The sequence below is a fragment of the Thermostichus sp. OS-CIW-20 genome (assembly GCF_054061455.1).
The window spans coordinates 17,742-34,101 of sequence record NZ_JBSSEF010000016.1 but is presented as its reverse complement, the minus strand read 5'-3'; the positions used below and the strand labels follow the sequence as shown (position 1 = coordinate 34,101).

Here is a 16,360-nt window from a genome sequence, read left to right as displayed (position 1 = left end):
GATGACCTTGCTCTTGGATAGCTTGTTTAACGGCCTTAGCATCGGCACCGTCTTGCTGATAGCCGCTCTGGGCTTGGCCATTGTTTTCGGCCTCATGGGGGTCATCAACATGGCCCATGGGGAGCTGATGATGTTGGGGGCCTACACCACCTTCGTCGTGCAAAATGCTTTCCGGCCACTGGGGGATCCCTGGCGGGATCTGTACATCTTCCCGGCTTTGGTAGCTGCCTTTGCCGTCACGGCTCTGGTGGGACTAGCCCTGGAGCGGGGGGTGATCCGCTTTTTGTATGGCCGACCCTTGGAGACCCTTTTGGCCACTTGGGGTGTGAGCCTGATCCTGCAGCAGTTTGTGCGCAGCGTCAATTGGGTGCTGGCTTTCCGCTTGGGGGCCTTCGCGGTGCTCTTTTTCGGCGGCTGGTGGCTCTTGTCCAGGCGAACGGATTGGCCGCGCCTCAAAGGGTGGACACTGGCGCTGCTACTGGTGCTTTCCACGGCAATTGCAGCGGTGGGGGGGCGGGTGCTGGCGCAAACCTATGCTTTGGCGGTTACCCAGCCTTGGTTCGGCGCCCAGAACAAAGACGTGACGGCTCCCCGTTGGCTGGGGGGTGGGATCCCGGTGGGCAGCCTGTTTTTGCCCAATACCCGCCTGTTTATCATCGCCCTCACTGTCTTCTGCATCCTAGGGCTGTACTTCTTCTTGCAGCGCACCCGCTGGGGGCTGCGCATCCGGGCGGTTACCCAGAATCGGGCCATGAGTGCCTGTGTAGGGATCCCTACGCAAAAGGTGGATGCCCTCACCTTTGCCGTCGGCTCGGGTCTGGCGGGAGTGGCCGGCGTAGCGGTCAGCCTGCTGGGATCCGTGGGGCCGAACACCGGCCAAAACTACATCGTGGATACCTTTATGGTGGTCGTCGTGGGGGGTGTCGGTAAGCTTTTGGGCAGCATTGTGGCAGCGCTTGGGATCGGGATTGCCAACTTTGTCATCGGTTCCGGGACGCTGGCTTTGATTTTTCCCAACGTGCCCATCCTGACCGATACCCTCAACTTTTTTGCCACCACGAGCATGGCCAAGGTGATGGTCTTTGCTTTGATCGTGGCCTTTTTGCAGGTGCGACCTCGGGGCCTTTTCCCCGAAAAAGGTCGTATGGTGGATGCCTAGGGAATGATCTCGCTTGGCGAAAACTCTAGGACCAGACTCTCCATCTTCTACTCCCTCACAAAGCCCATGAAACTGGTTCATTCCCCCCGTGCTGATCATGAAGTGGCTGCTCCCGCCGCGGGTGGGGATCCCAATTCTTCTCGCAAGCTTCTGTGGGAGGCCGGGATCCTCATCGTTTTGGTGCTGGCCTTGATCTTTGTGGCCCCAACTGTGCTGTCTGGCTTTCGGCTCAACTTGTTGGGGCGGTTTCTGGCCCTCAGCATTGTAGCTTTGGGAATCGACCTCATCTGGGGCTATACCGGCATGCTCAGTCTGGGACATGGGGTGTTCTTCGCCTTGGGGGGCTACGCTCTGGGGATGCACCTGAAATTGCAATTGCCGGAAGGTCAGATACCGGAGTTTTTCAGCCTCTACGGGGTAACGGAATTGCCCTGGTTTTGGTATCCCTTTTATTCGTTTCCGTTTACGGCTGTTGCTGTTGTCTTGATCCCGGCTTTGGTGGCAGCAGCCCTGGGATATTTGGTGGTGAGAAATCGCATTCGAGGGGTTTATTTTTCCATTTTAACTCAGGCCACCACGATCATTTTCTTTAACTTCTTCAACGGCCAACAGCGCTTAATCAACGGCACCAACGGCCTGACCAACTTCCAGACTTTGTTTGGCCTGGATGTCAACTCGTCCGAGATGCGCTTTGCTGTCTATGTCACTACAGTTCTGGCGGTGGTTTTGGCTTACCTTCTCTGTCGTTGGCTCACCAGCGGCTTATTCGGTCGGATCCTGGTAGCCATTCGAGATGACGAGCCGCGGGTTCGTTTTTCCGGCTACGATCCCACCGGCTTTAAAGTTCTGGTGTTTGCCGTGTCTGCTGCCCTGGCAGGCATTGCCGGAGCTTTGTTTACCTTGCAAACTGGGATCATCTCTCCCAATGCGATGGCCGTTCCCTTTTCCATTGAGATGGTAATCTGGGTGGCGGTGGGCGGTCGGGCCAGTTTGGTGGGAGCGGTGCTGGGGGCTCTGTTGGTTAACTTTGCCAAGAGCTTGCTGAGCGAAAATTTTCCCGAAATTTGGTTGTTTTTCCAAGGGGGATTGTTCCTGCTGGTGGTGCTGGTGTTGCCGGATGGACTGGTGGGTTGGGTGCGCACCCAAGGCAGGCAGCTTTGGGTCACTGTCCAGCTTTGGCGCAGGCGTTTGGCAAATACTTCTCCAGCCTAAATCTGGCTTTCTCTTGAGGATGTCAGTTATGTGCAAGATATAAGTTTAAGGTAAGAGGATCCCATGGGTGAGCCAGCGATGCCAAGTTTCCTCTCCTATTTGATGGGTTTATTTGATGGGTTGAGAATCCGGTTTGACCTTTGGCCTTTCCGTTCTTGGATGTGATCCCTATGCTCACTGCAGCTCCCACCGCCACCCGACAAATTTTACAAACTCAGGATCTCACCGTCAGCTTTGATGGCTTCAAGGCTTTAGACAGGCTGAACTTCTCTCTGGAGGAAGGGGAGCTGCGGGTGGTCATCGGTCCCAATGGGGCGGGTAAGACTACGTTTCTCGATGTGCTGACGGGCAAGGTTAAGCCCACCCGAGGACGGGTGCTGTTCAAAGGAAAGGATCTGGCCAAGCTCAAGGAACACGAGATCTCGATTTTGGGTGTTGGGCGCAAGTTTCAGACGCCGCGGGTCTATCAAAACTTGAGCGTGCGAGAAAACTTGGAGCTATCCCTCAACCCTGACAAAAGGGTTTTTTCCGCCCTATTGGGCAAAAAGCATCTGCGAGAAAAAACGGATGCTCTTTTGGAAACCATTGGCCTCAGCCGTAAGGATCGGGTTCCGGCAGGGCTGCTTTCCCACGGAGAAAAGCAATGGCTGGAGATCGGCATGGTGATTGCTCAAGATCCGGATTTGCTGCTGCTGGATGAATGCGTGGCCGGGATGACGGACAAAGAAACAGAAGCTACAGGAGAGTTAATTCAATCCTTAGCCCAAAGCCACACCATTTTGGTGATCGAACATGACATGGTGTTTGTCCGACAAATTGCCCGCAAGGTTACCGTTTTACACCAAGGCTCGGTGCTGTGCGAAGGTACCTTTGAGGATGTGAAAAACGACCCGCGAGTGATTGAGGTCTATCTCGGATCCCACAAGGGGAAAAACTAAGCAAAGAGGCTATAGTTCTGTATCTAATCGACTCATGCGCAGGCCTATGAATACGGAAAACGCGACCGCAACACAAAACTTATCCCGAGATGGATCCGGGCCTCTCCTGGAGGTCTCCAACTTGAGGGTTTACTATGGTCAGAGTTTAATTGTGAAGGATCTCTCTTTTAAGATCTTTCCCGGCCAAGCGGTTTGCCTTCTGGGCCGCAATGGTATGGGCAAAACCACCACACTTAAAGCCCTGATGGGACTTCTGAAAGACTGCACAGGCAAAATTGCTTTTGAGGGCCGTCCTATCAACCATTACCCTCCCAATTGGCGAGCCCGCGCCGGTATTGGCTATGTACCCCAAGGTCGAGAGATATTTCCCCGCCTAACGGTTGAGGAAAACCTGCTGGTGGGGCTAGAAGCGGCACCGGACAGAGAACGGATCATACCTGAGTTTGTCTATGACCTATTCCCAATTCTGCGTTCTTTTCTTAAACGGCTGGGTGGGGATTTGAGCGGTGGGCAGCAGCAGCAACTGGCCATCGCCAGAGCTTTGGTGGCAGAGCCCAAACTTTTGCTCCTGGATGAGCCTACAGAAGGGATCCAACCCTCCATCATCATCGAGATTGAAGAAGCCATCACCCGTATTCAAAAGGAGCGGGGCGTTTCGGTGTTGCTGGTGGAGCAGTATTTTGAGTTTGCCCAAAGTCTGGCCGATTACTTTTATCTTATGGAAAATGGATCCCTTATCATGGAGGGGCCGACCAACCAGATGGATGAAGAAAAAGTTCGGGCTCACCTCTCCATTTGAGGGGAAGCCATGTCATATTCACTGCTGATTACTTACCAAATCACTTAATGCTTAATGTCCGCCCATCTTGTGGCCAACTTCTTTGAGATCCACGCTGCTGATAGGACTTTCATAGACGATCCGACCGCCCGCCATCACCAGCAAACGATCGGAGAGCTTGAGAAGCTCGTCCAGATCTTCGCTGATCAGCAAGACGGCAACTCCTCGGTTACGAGCATCCACAATCTGCGAGTGAATGTAATCTACTGCCGCAAAGTCCAGACCAAAACAAGGATTGGCGGCGATCAAAATTTGTGGATCTCCGGCGAGTTCCCGTGCCAAAATGGCTCGCTGGACATTACCCCCCGACAGGTGGCTGATGGGAGTTTGGGCTGAAGGCGTTTTCACCTTAAATTGCTCGATTAACGCGCGGGCATAGCGCCAAATCTCTTGCCAGATCAACATCCAACCTTTGGCCATAGGATCCCGGTCATAACGACGCAGGGCCAAGTTTTCGCCAACGCTCATGTTGGGGATCGAGGCATTTCTCAGAGGTTCCTCCGGCAAACAGCAAACCCGGTGGCGCACCATTTCTGCGCGGGTGGCCCTGTACAGTTGCCCGTTGATCTTGATCTGCCCGGCTGTAGCCATCCGCTGCCCGGCCAAGACTTCCATCAACTCCCGCTGGCCGTTGCCGGAAACGCCGGCAATTCCCACAATCTCACCTCCATGAACAGTCAGGGTCACCCCCCGCACAGCGGGCAAGCCATTGTCCTTGTCAGCCTGGATCCCTTCAATTTCCAGCAGAGGGGATCCCCCTTTGACCAAGGCTTTCTCCAACTGGATCTGCACCTGTTGCCGGCCCAGCATCATTTCGGCCATTTCTGCTGTGGATAAATCTTTCACTTGTCCATGGCCGGCCACCTTCCCACGTCGCAACACCGTCACCTCATCGGCAAAGGCATTCACCTCGCGAAACTTGTGGGTAATGAGCAATACACTCAGGTCGCCAGCTTCCACCGAACGACGCAGAAGGCCCAAGACTTCGTCGGCTTCCTCTGGCGTGAGCACAGAAGTAGGCTCGTCCAAGATCAGGATCTTGGTGTTCAAATAAAGCTGCTTGAGGATCTCGACCTTCTGCTTTTCTCCTGCCGATAGTTCGGAAACAAAAGCCCGCAAGTTGACTTGGAAAGGGGCTGTTTCCATAAAATCTGCCAGCTTTTTTTCCTCTTCTTTCCAGTCAATCACCAAAGGCAAATCTGGGCGGGCCAAGACCAAGTTTTCCGCCACAGTCATGGCGGGTACAGAGGTGAAATGTTGGTACACCATGCCAATGCCGTAGTGATAGGCATCCCGTGGGCTGTGGATGGCACGAGCTCGTTTATCAATGCAAACATCGCCAGAGTCAGCATGATAAAAGCCCATCACGCACTTGACGAGGGTGCTTTTCCCGGCTCCGTTTTCCCCAAGTAAGGCATGAAAGGATCCCGGCTTGAGTTTCATCGAGACGTGGTCTAGGGCCAACAGGGATCCAAATCGCTTGGTGAGGTTGACGACCTCCAGTTCCGGGGGGGCTTTCCGTGCTGTTGAGATTTCAGTTTGGGCAGTGGTAGTCATGGTTGGTCAAGATCTCCTGGTTTGGGTGTCTCACGTAAAGAAATCGAGGTCTAGTCGGTTTTGAGTTCCTGAAGTACTGCTATCAAGGCACCTGAATCGGCAACTGCCCCGAAAACCCCGCCTTGCATCTGGATCATCTTCAGAGCAGCGAGATAATTTCCGTAGTCTGTGGCACCTGTGCAATCGGATAGCAACAAACATTCATAGCCCCGGTCGTTGGCTTCTCGCATGGTGGTGTGGACGCATACATCGGTGGTGATGCCCGTCAAGATCAGGTTTTGGATGCCTTTGCGCCTCAGGATTAAGTCCAGATCGGTGGCATAGAAAGCGCCTTTGCCCGGCTTGTCGATGATCACCTCCCCTGGCAGAGGAGCCAGTTCCGGGATAATTTCCCAGCCGGGTTCTCCTCGCACCAGGATGCGCCCACAGGGACCGGGATCCCCAATGCCTGCCCCAATGCGTTGACTGCGCCAGCGCTTGTTTTCCGGCAAATCTGATAGATCGGGGCGATGGCCTTCGCGGGTATGCACGATGAAAAAACCCAGGGCTCGCATTGCCGCCAAAACCCGTCGGATCGGCTCTATGGGGGCACGGGTGAGGGAAATGTCGTAGCCCATTTTGTCTACATAGCCACCTACCCCGCAGAAATCGGTCTGCATATCGATGACGATCAGGGCGGTGTTCTCAGGCCGTAAGTCACCGTTGTAGGGATAGGGGTAAGGTTCTGCCGCAATATAGGATCCCATAGCACCTCTGGCAAATCAATTCAATAAAGAGCAAAGAAAGAGCAAAAGCCCAATCAAGAGGGATATCCAACCCAAGCCTTCGGGTCACCCTGCGCTTGACCTCGGCTCTCCCAAGTTAAAGCTGGGGCGGTGAGCCTTGGCCAGAACCCTGCCAAGATAGAACACAGCTTACCATTTCCATCCACAGGTTTGTGTCTCCTCCGATTCACTTCACTGCAGAGCCCTGGCTGCACACCTACAGCGAGATTATCGATGTGCGCTCGCCGGCAGAGTTTGCCGAAGACCATTGGCCGGGGGCCATCAACTTGCCCGTGCTCGACGATGCAGAACGGGCAGAGGTGGGCACCCTCTACAGGCAAGTGGATCCCTTTACAGCCCGCAAGCGGGGGGCCAGCCTGGTGGCCCAGAACATCAGTCGCCACTTGCAAACCCATTTTGCCGATAAAGATCGCGATTACCGGCCCCTAATCTACTGCTGGCGGGGAGGGCAGCGCTCTGCCAGCTTGGCGTTGGTGTTGTCCCAGGTGGGCTGGCAGGTTACGGTTTTGCAAGGTGGCTACAAAACCTACCGGGCCTGGGTGCGCCGACAGCTGCAGATCTTGCCCCAGGAATTTACCTACCGAGTGCTCTGCGGACCAACAGGGAGCGGCAAAACCCAGTTGCTTCACCATCTGCGCCAACAGGGATCCCAAGTTCTCGATCTGGAAAAGCTGGCCTGTCACCGGGGATCCCTCCTGGGGGCCGAGTGGGGGGTGCCACAGCCCAGCCAGAAGAGCTTTGAGAGTCAACTGGTGCAGGTTTTTCTCCGGTGGGATCCCGCCAAGCCAGTCTGGGTGGAGGCTGAGAGTGCCAAAGTGGGCCAGCTTCATTTGCCCCCTGCTCTTTGGCAGGCCATCACCCAAGCCGACTGCGTAGAGGTGCAGTTGCCTCTAGAAGAACGGGTGAAGGGGTTGATCGCCCACTATCCCCACTGGATAGCCCACCCCCAGGCGCTAAAGGAAAAATTGCTGTCTTTGAAGTCCCGCTACGGCCAGGCCTGTTTGCAGCGCTGGTTTGAGCTCATCGACGCCCAAGACTGGCCGCAATTTGTGCGGGAGCTACTGCAGCAGCACTACGATCCCACCTATCGCCACGGCCTGCAGCAACACTTTAACCGTATCCGCGCTCGCCTTGAGCTGCCTGACCTCTCCGAGAGCAGCCTACAGGAGGCCGCTGTCCGACTCAGGGGGATGTCGTTTTGACCTGCGCCAGCCCTCGCCGGGCAAGCGCGACCAAGTCTGGCGGCGGAAATGTCAAGCAAAGTCCTGTTTGCCCCTCTCAGAGGGGAACTAGGGACTTCGAGGCTGACTGCTGCAGCTCCGACAGCAACGAGGCGGGGTGCTCCTTGTAGGGCCAGGCAAAAGCGTGACGAAAAGCCGCCTCCTGACAGCGCTTGAGCTGGTCGAAATCGATAATGTCGTGCGTGAGCAAGTTTTCGTACTCAAACGGCAGGCGCACGTTGTGCAGGCCGGCGTTGTCGGTGCAGATGGCGATATCTACCCCCGCGTCAAAGCAGCGGTCGAAGACGATTTTGAGGGGCTCCAAGCTGGGCAGCGTCCCCGTCTTCAGGTAAGTGGTGGGACAGACCTCCAGGCATTGGCCGCGCCGCGCCAGCTCTGGCAGCAGCTCTGGGTAGTGGAGAGGGATCTGGATCCCGTGGCCAATCCGCGAGACATAGGGCAGCAGCTCTGGGTAACAGCCATCCAAAGTCTCATAGAGATGGGCAGTGGTTTTGAGGCCACGGGCCAGGGCATATTTGAACAGCTCAATCCACTCGTCCATGCGTTCGCCGTAGGCCTTATCTCCCCCCGCCAGGTCGATGGCAGACACGTATTCGGACTCGGCGGCGGCCTCCACCATGGCGCGGTTGATATGGCTGGGCAGGCGAGAGTGCAAACACACAATCTGGGTGGTGACGATGGGATATTCCCGCTGCTGGCTGGCTTGCCCTACCGTTTCGATAACTTGGCGCATCTGCTTGAGGCGATCCGCCTCGTCCAAGCTGGGATCTGTGCGCAGATAGGGGGTGTAGCGAATCTCTAGATAGGCCAAATCCTCAAAAACATAGGCCCCCCGCAGCAGACGGTAGATGAAATAAGGTAAGCTTTCCAGGGTTTGCACCTGTTCCACTAGCGTGTGCAGCTCCAAGTAATCTTCAAGGGTGTTGCGCGGGCGGGTGTAGAACTCCTCAAACTCGGCGTAGTCAGGAAAGCGTGCTGCCAGAGGGGATCCCTGGCGATGCAGGTAGCGCCACAAAATCCTAGGAACGACCGAACCGCCTAGGTGGCGGTGTAACTCCGCATGCAGTGCCATACTTCAAAGCTTCCCCCAGAGGCTCCCCTCACCGCCCGCCAAGGGCGGACCTGGCTTGGTTGTTAAGTACTATTTCTACTGTTATCCAACAGCGGCAGTCCTGTCCAGGCGCAATTGCGCAGGGTCGGCTAGCCGGGGGCCAGGTGATGAGGTTTCTAATAGCCAGGTTTGATGACCAGGTCAATGCTTGAGTCCTGGTCGAGCCCGGCCAGGGATCCCGGCAAACTAGGTAAAGAGCCTTAAGATAGTTCTGGAGGTTTGCTGAGCAGAGATACTCAGGAGCGATTCTGGTAAAAGGCTGTTGGCTGTAGCCGACGGCAATCCCCCTGGAAGGGTGTGGTATGAACTTAGCGTAACGAGGTTATCTTCATGGCGCTGCCCAGCTTGCACGAGTTTCCCTGGCTGACCACGGTCATCGTCTATCCGGTGGTGGCCGCCCTCTTCATCCCCTTGATCCCGGCGCCCGCTGGGGATCCCACTACCCGCGTCTACGCGCAAAAGTTGGCAGAACGGGTTCGCTGGTTTGCCCTCTTCATCGCGGTTACCGACCTGCTCATTTTGCTGGCTGGCTTCTATGTCGGCTATGACCCCAGCCAGACAAGCTTACAACTGCTGGAGCGCTACACCTGGGTGCCGCAGGTGGGGCTGAGCTGGTCGGTGGGGGCCGATGGCCTTTCCATGCCGCTGATCCTGCTCACGGCTTTTGTGACCACGCTTGCCATCTTGGCCGCCTGGCCGGTCACCCTCAAGCCGCGCCTGTTTTATTTTCTGATGTTGGCCATGTACGGCGGGCAGATCGGGGTGTTCGCCGTGCAGGACATGTTGCTCTTCTTCCTGATGTGGGAGCTGGAGCTGATCCCGGTGTATTTGCTCCTCTCCATTTGGGGGGGGTACAACCGCCTCTATGCGGCCACCAAGTTCATTCTCTACACCGCCCTCAGCTCCCTGTTTATCCTGGTGGCGGGCCTGGCCATGGCCTTCTACGGGGATCCCATCAGCTTTGACATGACGGATCTGGCCCACAAGGCCTATCCGCTGAGCTTCCAATTGCTGCTGTATGGGGCCTTCCTCATCGCCTACGGGGTGAAGCTGCCCGTCTTCCCTTTGCACACCTGGCTGCCCGATGCCCACGGCGAAGCCACGGCGCCGGTTCACATGTTGCTGGCCGGGATCTTGCTTAAGATGGGGGGCTATGCCCTGATGCGCATGAATGTGGGCATGCTGCCGGATGCCCACCTCTACTTTGCGCCGGTGCTGATCGTGCTGGGGGTGGTGAACATCATCTTTGCCGCCCTCACCTCCTTTGCCCAGCGCAACCTCAAGCGCAAGATCGCCTACTCTTCCATCAGCCACATGGGCTTTGTCCTCATCGGGATCGGATCCCTGACCGAAATCGGCATGAGCGGCGCCATGCTGCAGATGATCTCCCACGGGCTGATCGGGGCCAGCCTGTTCTTCTTGGTGGGGGCCACCTACGACCGCACCCACACGCTGGAGCTGGAGGAAATGGGCGGCGTCGGCCTGAAGATGCCCAAGATTTTCTCCATGTTCACCGCTTGCTCGCTGGCCTCTCTGGCTCTGCCGGGGATGAGCGGCTTTGTGGCGGAGCTGATGGTGTTCATCGGCATGGCCACCACCGATGCCTACTCCCTCCCCTTCCGGCTGGTGGTGGTCTTTCTGGCGGCGGTTGGGGTGATCCTGACTCCTATCTACCTGCTGTCGATGTTGCGGCAGATCTTCTTTGGCCCGGAAAACAAAGAGCTGACCGAACACGAGGAACTGGTGGATGCCGAGCCGCGGGAGGTGTTCATCATCGCCTGCCTGCTGATCCCCATCATCGGCATTGGGCTCTATCCCAAGCTGGTCACTAGCCTCTACGACCAGTCCACCAATGCCCTGGTGGCGCTGCTGCGCCAAGAACTCTCCTCTATTGGAGCGACGGTTGCCCAAGCTCCTGCTCTCTACAGCGCCGACTGAAATGGAGGCGAGGGAGGCTGGGGCAGCTTGTCAGCAAGGCGTGCCACTGGTCCAGCCGGTCTCGGCTTTTTTCTCACTGGGCACCGGAAGGGCTGGGGTTAGGCGAGTGCCCCGCCTGTGTATCTCCGCTGTGCTTGCCGCTCTCGTCAGCTCGAACCCGCATCCAACCAAACAACGTTTCGACCGTCAGTTGGATCCCTTGGGCAAACGCGGGAACGGGGATCAGCTCTTGCGGATCCTCATGCACGGTTGGCTGCTGTCCGGCAGGGTAGGCGAAAACGAGCCTTTCTTCGGGAGCTACGATCCACCCCATCTGGCAGCCGTGGGCCAAGCCGATCAAAATTTTCTTGACCAGCTTCATTTGATTTTGATCGGGACAGAGAATCTCGATCATCCAATCTGGGCAAAAGGGAATGAGATTTTGAATGGTGCCATCTTCATCCACAGGGATCCGATCCCAGGCGATCACAGAAATATCGGGCACAATCGCATAGCCGGCAAAAGTGCAGCGCAACTCTGGAAATGCCCACCCGAGGCGTTTGGGTTTGAGGTTTGCGTTGATAAAAGAAGTTAGCTCCCCCTGGAGTAGGCTGTGCTTTCCCTGTGGCATGGGCTTCTGGATGATCTCTCCCTCGATGAATTCACTGGCGGGTTGAGCTTCTGGCTGCTGCAGAAACTCTTCCAGGGTTAGGGGCTTGGCAGACAGACGAACCATGATTTCCTCCTCTCAAGTTGGTCTCTGACACAAAAAGGATTGAGGTTCAATCAGAACAGGTCCCTGTCGGGCTGTCGCCAAGCGGCTTGGCGGTCATAAGGGCTTTTGCCAGAAAATAACCCCATCAGCGGCCCCAAGATGGCCCCAAACACAAAGCCGCCCGCGTGGGCCCAGTAGGCGATCCCTCCCCCCTGCATGCCGATGTTGGTGGGCGTCTGCAGGCTGGCGATGCCGTAAAACGCCTGCTGTACAAACCAAAAACCCAAAAACACCCAGGCGGGAACGTAGACGGTTGTGATAAAAATGCCCAGGGGTACCAAAGTCAGGATCTCAGCTCGCGGGAAACGCAAGATATAAGCTCCCAACACCCCGGCAATGGCCCCACTTGCCCCCAGCGAAGGAATGGTGGATTCCATATCGAAAAACCACTGGGTTAGGGCGGCCAAGGCTCCACAAGTCAGGTAAAAAATGAGGTAGCGCACATGCCCCAAGCGATCCTCAACATTGTTGCCGAAAACCCACAAAAAGAGCATGTTGCCGCCAAGATGCAAAAAGCCCCCGTGCAAAAATTGCGAGGTAAATAGCGTTACCCATTCGGGGCGCAGCGAAGAGGTGGCCTCCCCCCGAAAGCTGGCCGTCAGTTCCGCTGGCACCACTGCCCACTCTCGGAAGAAAGCCGCCAGCTCTTGCGGTGATAGGGTAAGCTCATACACAAAAACCAGGATGTTGATAAGCACCAAAGCATAGGTAACGTAGGCAGTGCGGGTGGTTGGGTTGCGATCTTGCAGGGGTACCACAGTCGGGATCCGGTTAACATCACCCTCTAGCCTACCCTGCTGCGCCTTCTCAGGCCCAACTTGGGGCTACACTAGGGTAGTTTGTCGGTGGGATCCCTAAACTGCAAAGGGGTTTTGGCCGTCCCCCCGCAGCCGACGCTGGATTTGGAGGAGTGGATCGATGTTTGAGGTCGAGAGCCGAACTGCCCCGCTCAAGTTCTTGATTGTCGAGGATCATCCCGAGGTCGCCCAAAACAATTGCGAATGGCTGCAACGGCTTGCAGCCGATGCTCAGTGCATCGCAGTCTCCAACCCGATGGACGCCATCCTGCGCCTGCAGCGGGAACAGCCGGACTTGGTAGTAGCCGACTTGCTCTACGGCCAAACCAGCGGCGAACAGTCTGCCGAGCCGGGCCTAGAGTTCTTGCGCCATATTTTCGAGAACTACCCCACCCTGAACGTGATGGTTTATTCCAGCGAGCCGCTGCTGCTAACTCCCCTGGTGGGCCTAATCAGCAAGCACCAGGGCGGATTTGCCGCCGTCAACAAAATGGAGCGGCGCAGTGTCTTCTTGGAAGGAGCCAAAAGTGCCCTCAATGGGGAATTGCGCATGCCGCGAGAGTTGCGCGGCTTAACAAAGCTGACGGAGCGGGAAATCGAGGTCTTGAACCTGCTCTGCAAAGAGGCCCTCACCGACCAGGCCATCGCCGACCGCATTCACACGAGCAAAAAAACCGTACAAAACTGTATTCAAAGGCTCAAAGAGAAACTGGATATCTTTGGCTCTGAAGATGAGATCAACGCTCGCGTTGCCATGTGTATGGCAGCCGTTCAGAAAAAGCTTATCCAGTGGTAGTTCATTTAACCTCGCGTAAGAGTAGACAGAGAGGGTAGAATATCTTCTCGAAAGGGAACCTCGTTTTGATTTACCCTCTCCAGCTCAGCCAACATGAGAGGGTTGACGCGATTCAGATAGGGGATTAGCACCTGCTTTAGCCTGGGGCGGTAGAAACGGTGGTAGCTATACACGGGAGTGGCTGGAAATCCCCGCCGAATCTTGTGGGATCCTCCAGCTCCGGGATCAAAGTTGCGGATCCCTTCGCGGATGGCTAGGGCAATCGGCTCGTAGTAGCACACATTAAAGTGCAAGAACTTCACCTCTTCTCGGCAGCCCCAGTAGCGCCCAAAGAGGCGATCCCCTTTGCGGACGCAAAAAGACATCCCCACAATTTCTGTATTTCGTTCCCCGGCCACCAGCACCAGCCGCTGCCGGTAGTTGGGATAGAGAGATTCGAAAAAGCGGCGGTTGAGATATTTGCTCCAGTTCCAAAATTGGGCGCAGGTGTTGCTGTAAAAGTCGTACATGAGAGAGAGAAGGCGCGGCGTGATCTCCTCTCCGGTGTAGATCTTGAGTTCTATGCCGCTTTTTTCCATGGCGGCCCGCTCTCGCTTGATGTTGCGCCGCTGGTTGGCGTTGAACTGGCTCAAAAAGTCTTCGTAAGAGCGATAGCCGGGATTGTGCCACTGGTAGTTGTGGGTAATTCGGGGAGTCAATCCATCGGCCTCCAGTTGGGCCCGCCAGTCTAAGTCCACATAGAGCAGGCTGAACAGCGAAATATCATTGTCCTGGCAGAAGCGATCGATAGCAGCCAGCATCGACGGCCACACCTCTGCTTCCGAGTAGTCGGGATGGACGAGAATGCGATAGCCGGTGGCCGGCGTAAAAGGGGCCATGCCGATCAGCTTGGGGTAGTAGCGTTCTCCCAGTTGGTTGGCAACCGCAGCCCACTCTTGGTCGAAGACAAATTCGCCCTGGCTATGGCTTTTCAAATACAAGGGGGCAGCGGCGATGAGTTGCCCATCCGACTCCACCAACAGGTGACAGGGCAACCACCCCGTGTTGCGGCTGGCACAGCCGGAGGCTTCTAGGCTGTGCAGCCACTCGTACTCCAAAAAAGGAGAGGTGCGCTCCGTCTGCAGCGCTTGCCAGGCAGATGCTGGGATCCCGCGAATATCGTGGCACCAGCGCAATTTCAAACCGGTTGACATTTGCCTGTCCGGATAGACCAACTTGCCCTGCCGCGGCTGGGAGGGGATCCCCCCTCTAAGCTCAACCTAGGATGGAATCCCTGCGCCTCAAGGGTCCCATAGACGAAAGCCAGGCAACTGCTCTTTGCCCAGCCCAAAGCTTTCCCAGCGCTAGACCGTGCTTTTGTTAAGTTATTTTATTCGGGATCCCTGGGCTCGTAGTAGCGGTTGGCCAGCTCGAGAGCCATCTGAAACTTCTGCTCACGGGTGAGGTCGGCTCGCCGGGCGATCTGGGCAAAGCGGTTGACGTCTGGGGGCAAGAAGTCGAAAGGACGCTGTTCCCGCACAATATCTACGACCAAATCGCAAAGGGCCTGCTGGTAATCGTTGTAAAAAATTTCTCCCAAAGCCTTGAGGCGGCCATCGGGCACCGGATTGTTAAAGTCAATGGCCTGTAGCTCCCCTTGTTCGTCGATAAACAGCTCCACCGAGTTCATTTCATAGCCCAACGCCCGATTGATGATCCGGCAGGTGTCGATAACTTTTTTGCCCATCTCCGGCGTGAGAAACTCTGGATCGAACAGATATTCGCTGGCATCGAACTTGCGAAAGATGTATTTAATTGGGATGATCTTTCGGCCAATACAGAGAGCGCGAATCTGCCAGGGATAAGGACTTTTAACCTTCTCCTGGAGCATCATCACCTGGGATCCGGAGCGGTCGTAAAAGTAGAGAAGCTGCTCCATGTTGTAGGCGATTTCGACTCCGATGGCCTCCCGTCCCTCTGCCGGCTTGATCACGATTGGCCAGCCGAGATCTTCTGCCATCCCCTGCCAATCGAAGAACTTGTGATACTTAAAATCTTCGGCTTTCAAAGCTGGGGCCTCCTTGGGGGGCAGAATGTAAGTTTTGGGGATGGAGATCCCCAGCTCTTTGACCACCATGTAGGCGGCATCTTTGTTGCGCAGGTAGTAGTAAAAGCTGAAGGGGTTGTTGATGATGTACACCCCCCTGAAGGCAAAGCCCATGAACAGGCCGATGGCCTGGGGGTAAAGGTAGCTGAAGCGGTCTAGGATGAGGCGGTACTTGGTGCGGTAATCCAGGTTCACCTCGTGAATGGTGACATGTTCCGCCCGGATCTTGTAGGCTTGGCCGTTGCGGGCTTGAATGGGGGGAAGGGCGTTGAGACGGGCCAGGGTGTCGTCCCCAAAAGGCTCGCTGAAGTGCAGGCTGCCAACCCAGTAGTCTTCGATCATCCAGGCTCTCTCATCAAAAGCTCTCTGACTCCTCTGCAAGGGATCCTAGGCGAAGGCGCGGATTTGCGCTTGCCAGGTGGGCCAGTCGTGATCCCCTTCCCATACCTCCAGGTGATGGGGGATGTCGTTGCGGCGGAGGACTTCTGCCAGGCGCAGATTGTCGTTGAGGCAGTGGTCGCGGTGGGCGGTGAGCAGTTTTAGCTCGGTGTTGCGCCCGCCCAGCTGATCCCAGAGTTGTCGGCTCATGTTGGACAGGTAGGCCAAGGGGTTGATGAAATACAGCTCCTGTTCCGCCTGTTGGGGATCCCAGCCGGTGACGGAGCCGAGGGCCGCCACATCGTAGGGCCCCCCCAGCGCCAGACAACGGCGCACCAGGCCAGGGTGCCGGCAGGTGAGGTTGACGGCGTGGGTGGCCCCCAGAGAGAAGCCTGCCACCACCAGAAAGTCATTTTGCGCTTCTGCTTTGGCGTAGGGGATCAGCTCTTCTACCCAGTGTTGCTCCAACAACAGCCAGCGATCCCGCCGCTGGGGCACGTCCAGCTCGCGGTTGAACAAGGCCTCCCAATCGAGGGTTTCCACGCAAAAGGCCTGCAAATAGCCCTGCTCCAAGTGATGGCCGAGGCTGGCGATAATGCCGCGATCTTCCAGATCGAAAAAACGCCCATTGCTGGTGGGCAGGCAGATGAGCGGGTAGCCGCGATGCCCAAAGTGGAGCATCTCCATTTCTCGGCCCAGAACCCGGGAGGCAAAGCGCAGATAACGGCGAGGGTAGGACATCGGATCCCTGGACAATCACTGAACCTCAG

15 protein-coding genes are annotated in these 16,360 nt (G+C 56.3%); 7 read left to right on the top strand and 8 right to left on the bottom strand.

What is annotated here, in order from left to right; genetic code table 11:
• The first annotated feature begins 1 nt into the window (after window position 1).
• The 4 genes from urtB (at window position 2) to urtE (ending at window position 4,108) form a co-directional block, all read left to right on the top strand.
• Window positions 2-1,159, top strand: coding sequence for an urea ABC transporter permease subunit UrtB (gene urtB / locus ACVWXC_RS07515; protein WP_414419418.1), 1,158 nt, complete (start codon window positions 2-4; stop codon window positions 1,157-1,159).
• Window positions 1,160-1,162: 3 nt separating this feature from the next.
• The gene (urtC, locus tag ACVWXC_RS07510; RefSeq protein ID WP_414342394.1) at window positions 1,163-2,371 is read left to right on the top strand and encodes an urea ABC transporter permease subunit UrtC; all 1,209 of its coding nucleotides are present in this window, start codon (window positions 1,163-1,165) and stop codon (window positions 2,369-2,371) included.
• A gap of 170 nt (window positions 2,372-2,541) precedes the next feature.
• Window positions 2,542-3,309, top strand: a complete 768-nt coding sequence (gene urtD, locus ACVWXC_RS07505; RefSeq protein ID WP_457391880.1) for an urea ABC transporter ATP-binding protein UrtD — start codon at window positions 2,542-2,544, stop codon at window positions 3,307-3,309.
• A 34-nt stretch (window positions 3,310-3,343) separates the two neighbouring features.
• Window positions 3,344-4,108 carry an urea ABC transporter ATP-binding subunit UrtE gene (gene urtE, locus ACVWXC_RS07500; protein WP_414374660.1) on the top strand — a complete coding sequence of 255 codons (765 nt, stop codon included), beginning with the start codon at window positions 3,344-3,346 and terminating at the stop codon, window positions 4,106-4,108.
• Between the two features lie 51 nt (window positions 4,109-4,159).
• On the opposite strand, the gene ACVWXC_RS07495 is transcribed toward urtE, so the two are convergent.
• Window positions 4,160-5,704, bottom strand: a complete 1,545-nt coding sequence (locus ACVWXC_RS07495; RefSeq protein ID WP_457391882.1) for an ABC transporter ATP-binding protein — start codon at window positions 5,702-5,704, stop codon at window positions 4,160-4,162.
• 50 nt (window positions 5,705-5,754) lie between these two features.
• Complete coding sequence (gene biuH, locus ACVWXC_RS07490) at window positions 5,755-6,450, bottom strand: biuret amidohydrolase (protein ID WP_011430738.1); 696 nt, start codon at window positions 6,448-6,450, stop codon at window positions 5,755-5,757.
• Window positions 6,451-6,641: 191 nt separating this feature from the next.
• On the opposite strand from biuH, the gene mnmH reads away from it, so the two are divergent.
• Window positions 6,642-7,691 (top strand): tRNA 2-selenouridine(34) synthase MnmH, encoded by a 1,050-nt coding sequence (gene mnmH, locus ACVWXC_RS07485; RefSeq protein ID WP_457391884.1) that lies wholly within the window; start codon window positions 6,642-6,644, stop codon window positions 7,689-7,691.
• A gap of 76 nt (window positions 7,692-7,767) precedes the next feature.
• Here mnmH and ACVWXC_RS07480 read toward each other — a convergent pair whose 3' ends face one another.
• Complete coding sequence (locus ACVWXC_RS07480) at window positions 7,768-8,802, bottom strand: amidohydrolase family protein (RefSeq protein ID WP_011430736.1); 1,035 nt, start codon at window positions 8,800-8,802, stop codon at window positions 7,768-7,770.
• 369 nt (window positions 8,803-9,171) lie between these two features.
• Here ACVWXC_RS07480 and ACVWXC_RS07475 point away from each other — a divergent pair, with 369 nt between their 5' ends.
• The gene (locus ACVWXC_RS07475) at window positions 9,172-10,779 is read left to right on the top strand and encodes an NAD(P)H-quinone oxidoreductase subunit 4 (RefSeq protein WP_011430735.1); all 1,608 of its coding nucleotides are present in this window, start codon (window positions 9,172-9,174) and stop codon (window positions 10,777-10,779) included.
• 73 nt (window positions 10,780-10,852) lie between these two features.
• Here the strand turns inward: ACVWXC_RS07475 and ACVWXC_RS07470 are convergent, their stop codons facing one another.
• Together ACVWXC_RS07470 and ACVWXC_RS07465 are read right to left on the bottom strand one after the other, a co-directional pair.
• Complete coding sequence (locus ACVWXC_RS07470; protein ID WP_457391887.1) at window positions 10,853-11,494, bottom strand: Uma2 family endonuclease; 642 nt, start codon at window positions 11,492-11,494, stop codon at window positions 10,853-10,855.
• A gap of 50 nt (window positions 11,495-11,544) precedes the next feature.
• Window positions 11,545-12,291, bottom strand: a complete 747-nt coding sequence (locus ACVWXC_RS07465) for a rhomboid family intramembrane serine protease (protein WP_011430733.1) — start codon at window positions 12,289-12,291, stop codon at window positions 11,545-11,547.
• Between the two features lie 160 nt (window positions 12,292-12,451).
• Between ACVWXC_RS07465 and ACVWXC_RS07460 the strand changes: the two genes are divergently transcribed.
• Window positions 12,452-13,126, top strand: coding sequence for a LuxR C-terminal-related transcriptional regulator (locus ACVWXC_RS07460; RefSeq protein WP_457391889.1), 675 nt, complete (start codon window positions 12,452-12,454; stop codon window positions 13,124-13,126).
• A 5-nt stretch (window positions 13,127-13,131) separates the two neighbouring features.
• On the opposite strand, the gene ACVWXC_RS07455 is transcribed toward ACVWXC_RS07460, so the two are convergent.
• From ACVWXC_RS07455 to ACVWXC_RS07445, 3 genes are all read right to left on the bottom strand, one after another.
• Window positions 13,132-14,319: a GNAT family N-acetyltransferase gene (locus ACVWXC_RS07455; protein ID WP_011430731.1), complete on the bottom strand. Its 1,188-nt coding sequence runs from the start codon at window positions 14,317-14,319 to the stop codon at window positions 13,132-13,134.
• Between the two features lie 176 nt (window positions 14,320-14,495).
• On the bottom strand, window positions 14,496-15,554 hold the full coding sequence (locus ACVWXC_RS07450; protein WP_011430730.1) for an ATP-grasp domain-containing protein: 1,059 nt from the start codon (window positions 15,552-15,554) through the stop codon (window positions 14,496-14,498).
• Window positions 15,555-15,599: 45 nt separating this feature from the next.
• The gene (locus ACVWXC_RS07445; RefSeq protein ID WP_457391892.1) at window positions 15,600-16,331 is read right to left on the bottom strand and encodes an alpha/beta hydrolase-fold protein; all 732 of its coding nucleotides are present in this window, start codon (window positions 16,329-16,331) and stop codon (window positions 15,600-15,602) included.
• Between the last annotated feature and the right edge of the window lie 29 nt (window positions 16,332-16,360).

What these genes read in the sequence shown, in the direction of transcription:
- ACVWXC_RS07450 (WP_011430730.1), bottom strand. Translation starts at nt 15,554, where the DNA reads ATGATCGAAGACTACTGGGTTGGCAGCCTGCACTTCAGCGAGCCTTTT.
- ACVWXC_RS07445 (WP_457391892.1), bottom strand. Translation starts at nt 16,331, where the DNA reads ATGTCCTACCCTCGCCGTTATCTGCGCTTTGCCTCCCGGGTTCTGGGC.
- biuH (WP_011430738.1), bottom strand. Translation starts at nt 6,450, where the DNA reads ATGGGATCCTATATTGCGGCAGAACCTTACCCCTATCCCTACAACGGT.
- ACVWXC_RS07470 (WP_457391887.1), bottom strand. Translation starts at nt 11,494, where the DNA reads ATGGTTCGTCTGTCTGCCAAGCCCCTAACCCTGGAAGAGTTTCTGCAG.
- urtD (WP_457391880.1), top strand. Translation starts at nt 2,542, where the DNA reads ATGCTCACTGCAGCTCCCACCGCCACCCGACAAATTTTACAAACTCAG.
- urtC (WP_414342394.1), top strand. Translation starts at nt 1,163, where the DNA reads ATGATCTCGCTTGGCGAAAACTCTAGGACCAGACTCTCCATCTTCTAC.
- urtB (WP_414419418.1), top strand. Translation starts at nt 2, where the DNA reads ATGACCTTGCTCTTGGATAGCTTGTTTAACGGCCTTAGCATCGGCACC.
- ACVWXC_RS07455 (WP_011430731.1), bottom strand. Translation starts at nt 14,319, where the DNA reads ATGTCAACCGGTTTGAAATTGCGCTGGTGCCACGATATTCGCGGGATC.
- ACVWXC_RS07460 (WP_457391889.1), top strand. Translation starts at nt 12,452, where the DNA reads ATGTTTGAGGTCGAGAGCCGAACTGCCCCGCTCAAGTTCTTGATTGTC.
- urtE (WP_414374660.1), top strand. Translation starts at nt 3,344, where the DNA reads ATGCGCAGGCCTATGAATACGGAAAACGCGACCGCAACACAAAACTTA.
- ACVWXC_RS07475 (WP_011430735.1), top strand. Translation starts at nt 9,172, where the DNA reads ATGGCGCTGCCCAGCTTGCACGAGTTTCCCTGGCTGACCACGGTCATC.
- ACVWXC_RS07495 (WP_457391882.1), bottom strand. Translation starts at nt 5,704, where the DNA reads ATGACTACCACTGCCCAAACTGAAATCTCAACAGCACGGAAAGCCCCC.
- ACVWXC_RS07480 (WP_011430736.1), bottom strand. Translation starts at nt 8,802, where the DNA reads ATGGCACTGCATGCGGAGTTACACCGCCACCTAGGCGGTTCGGTCGTT.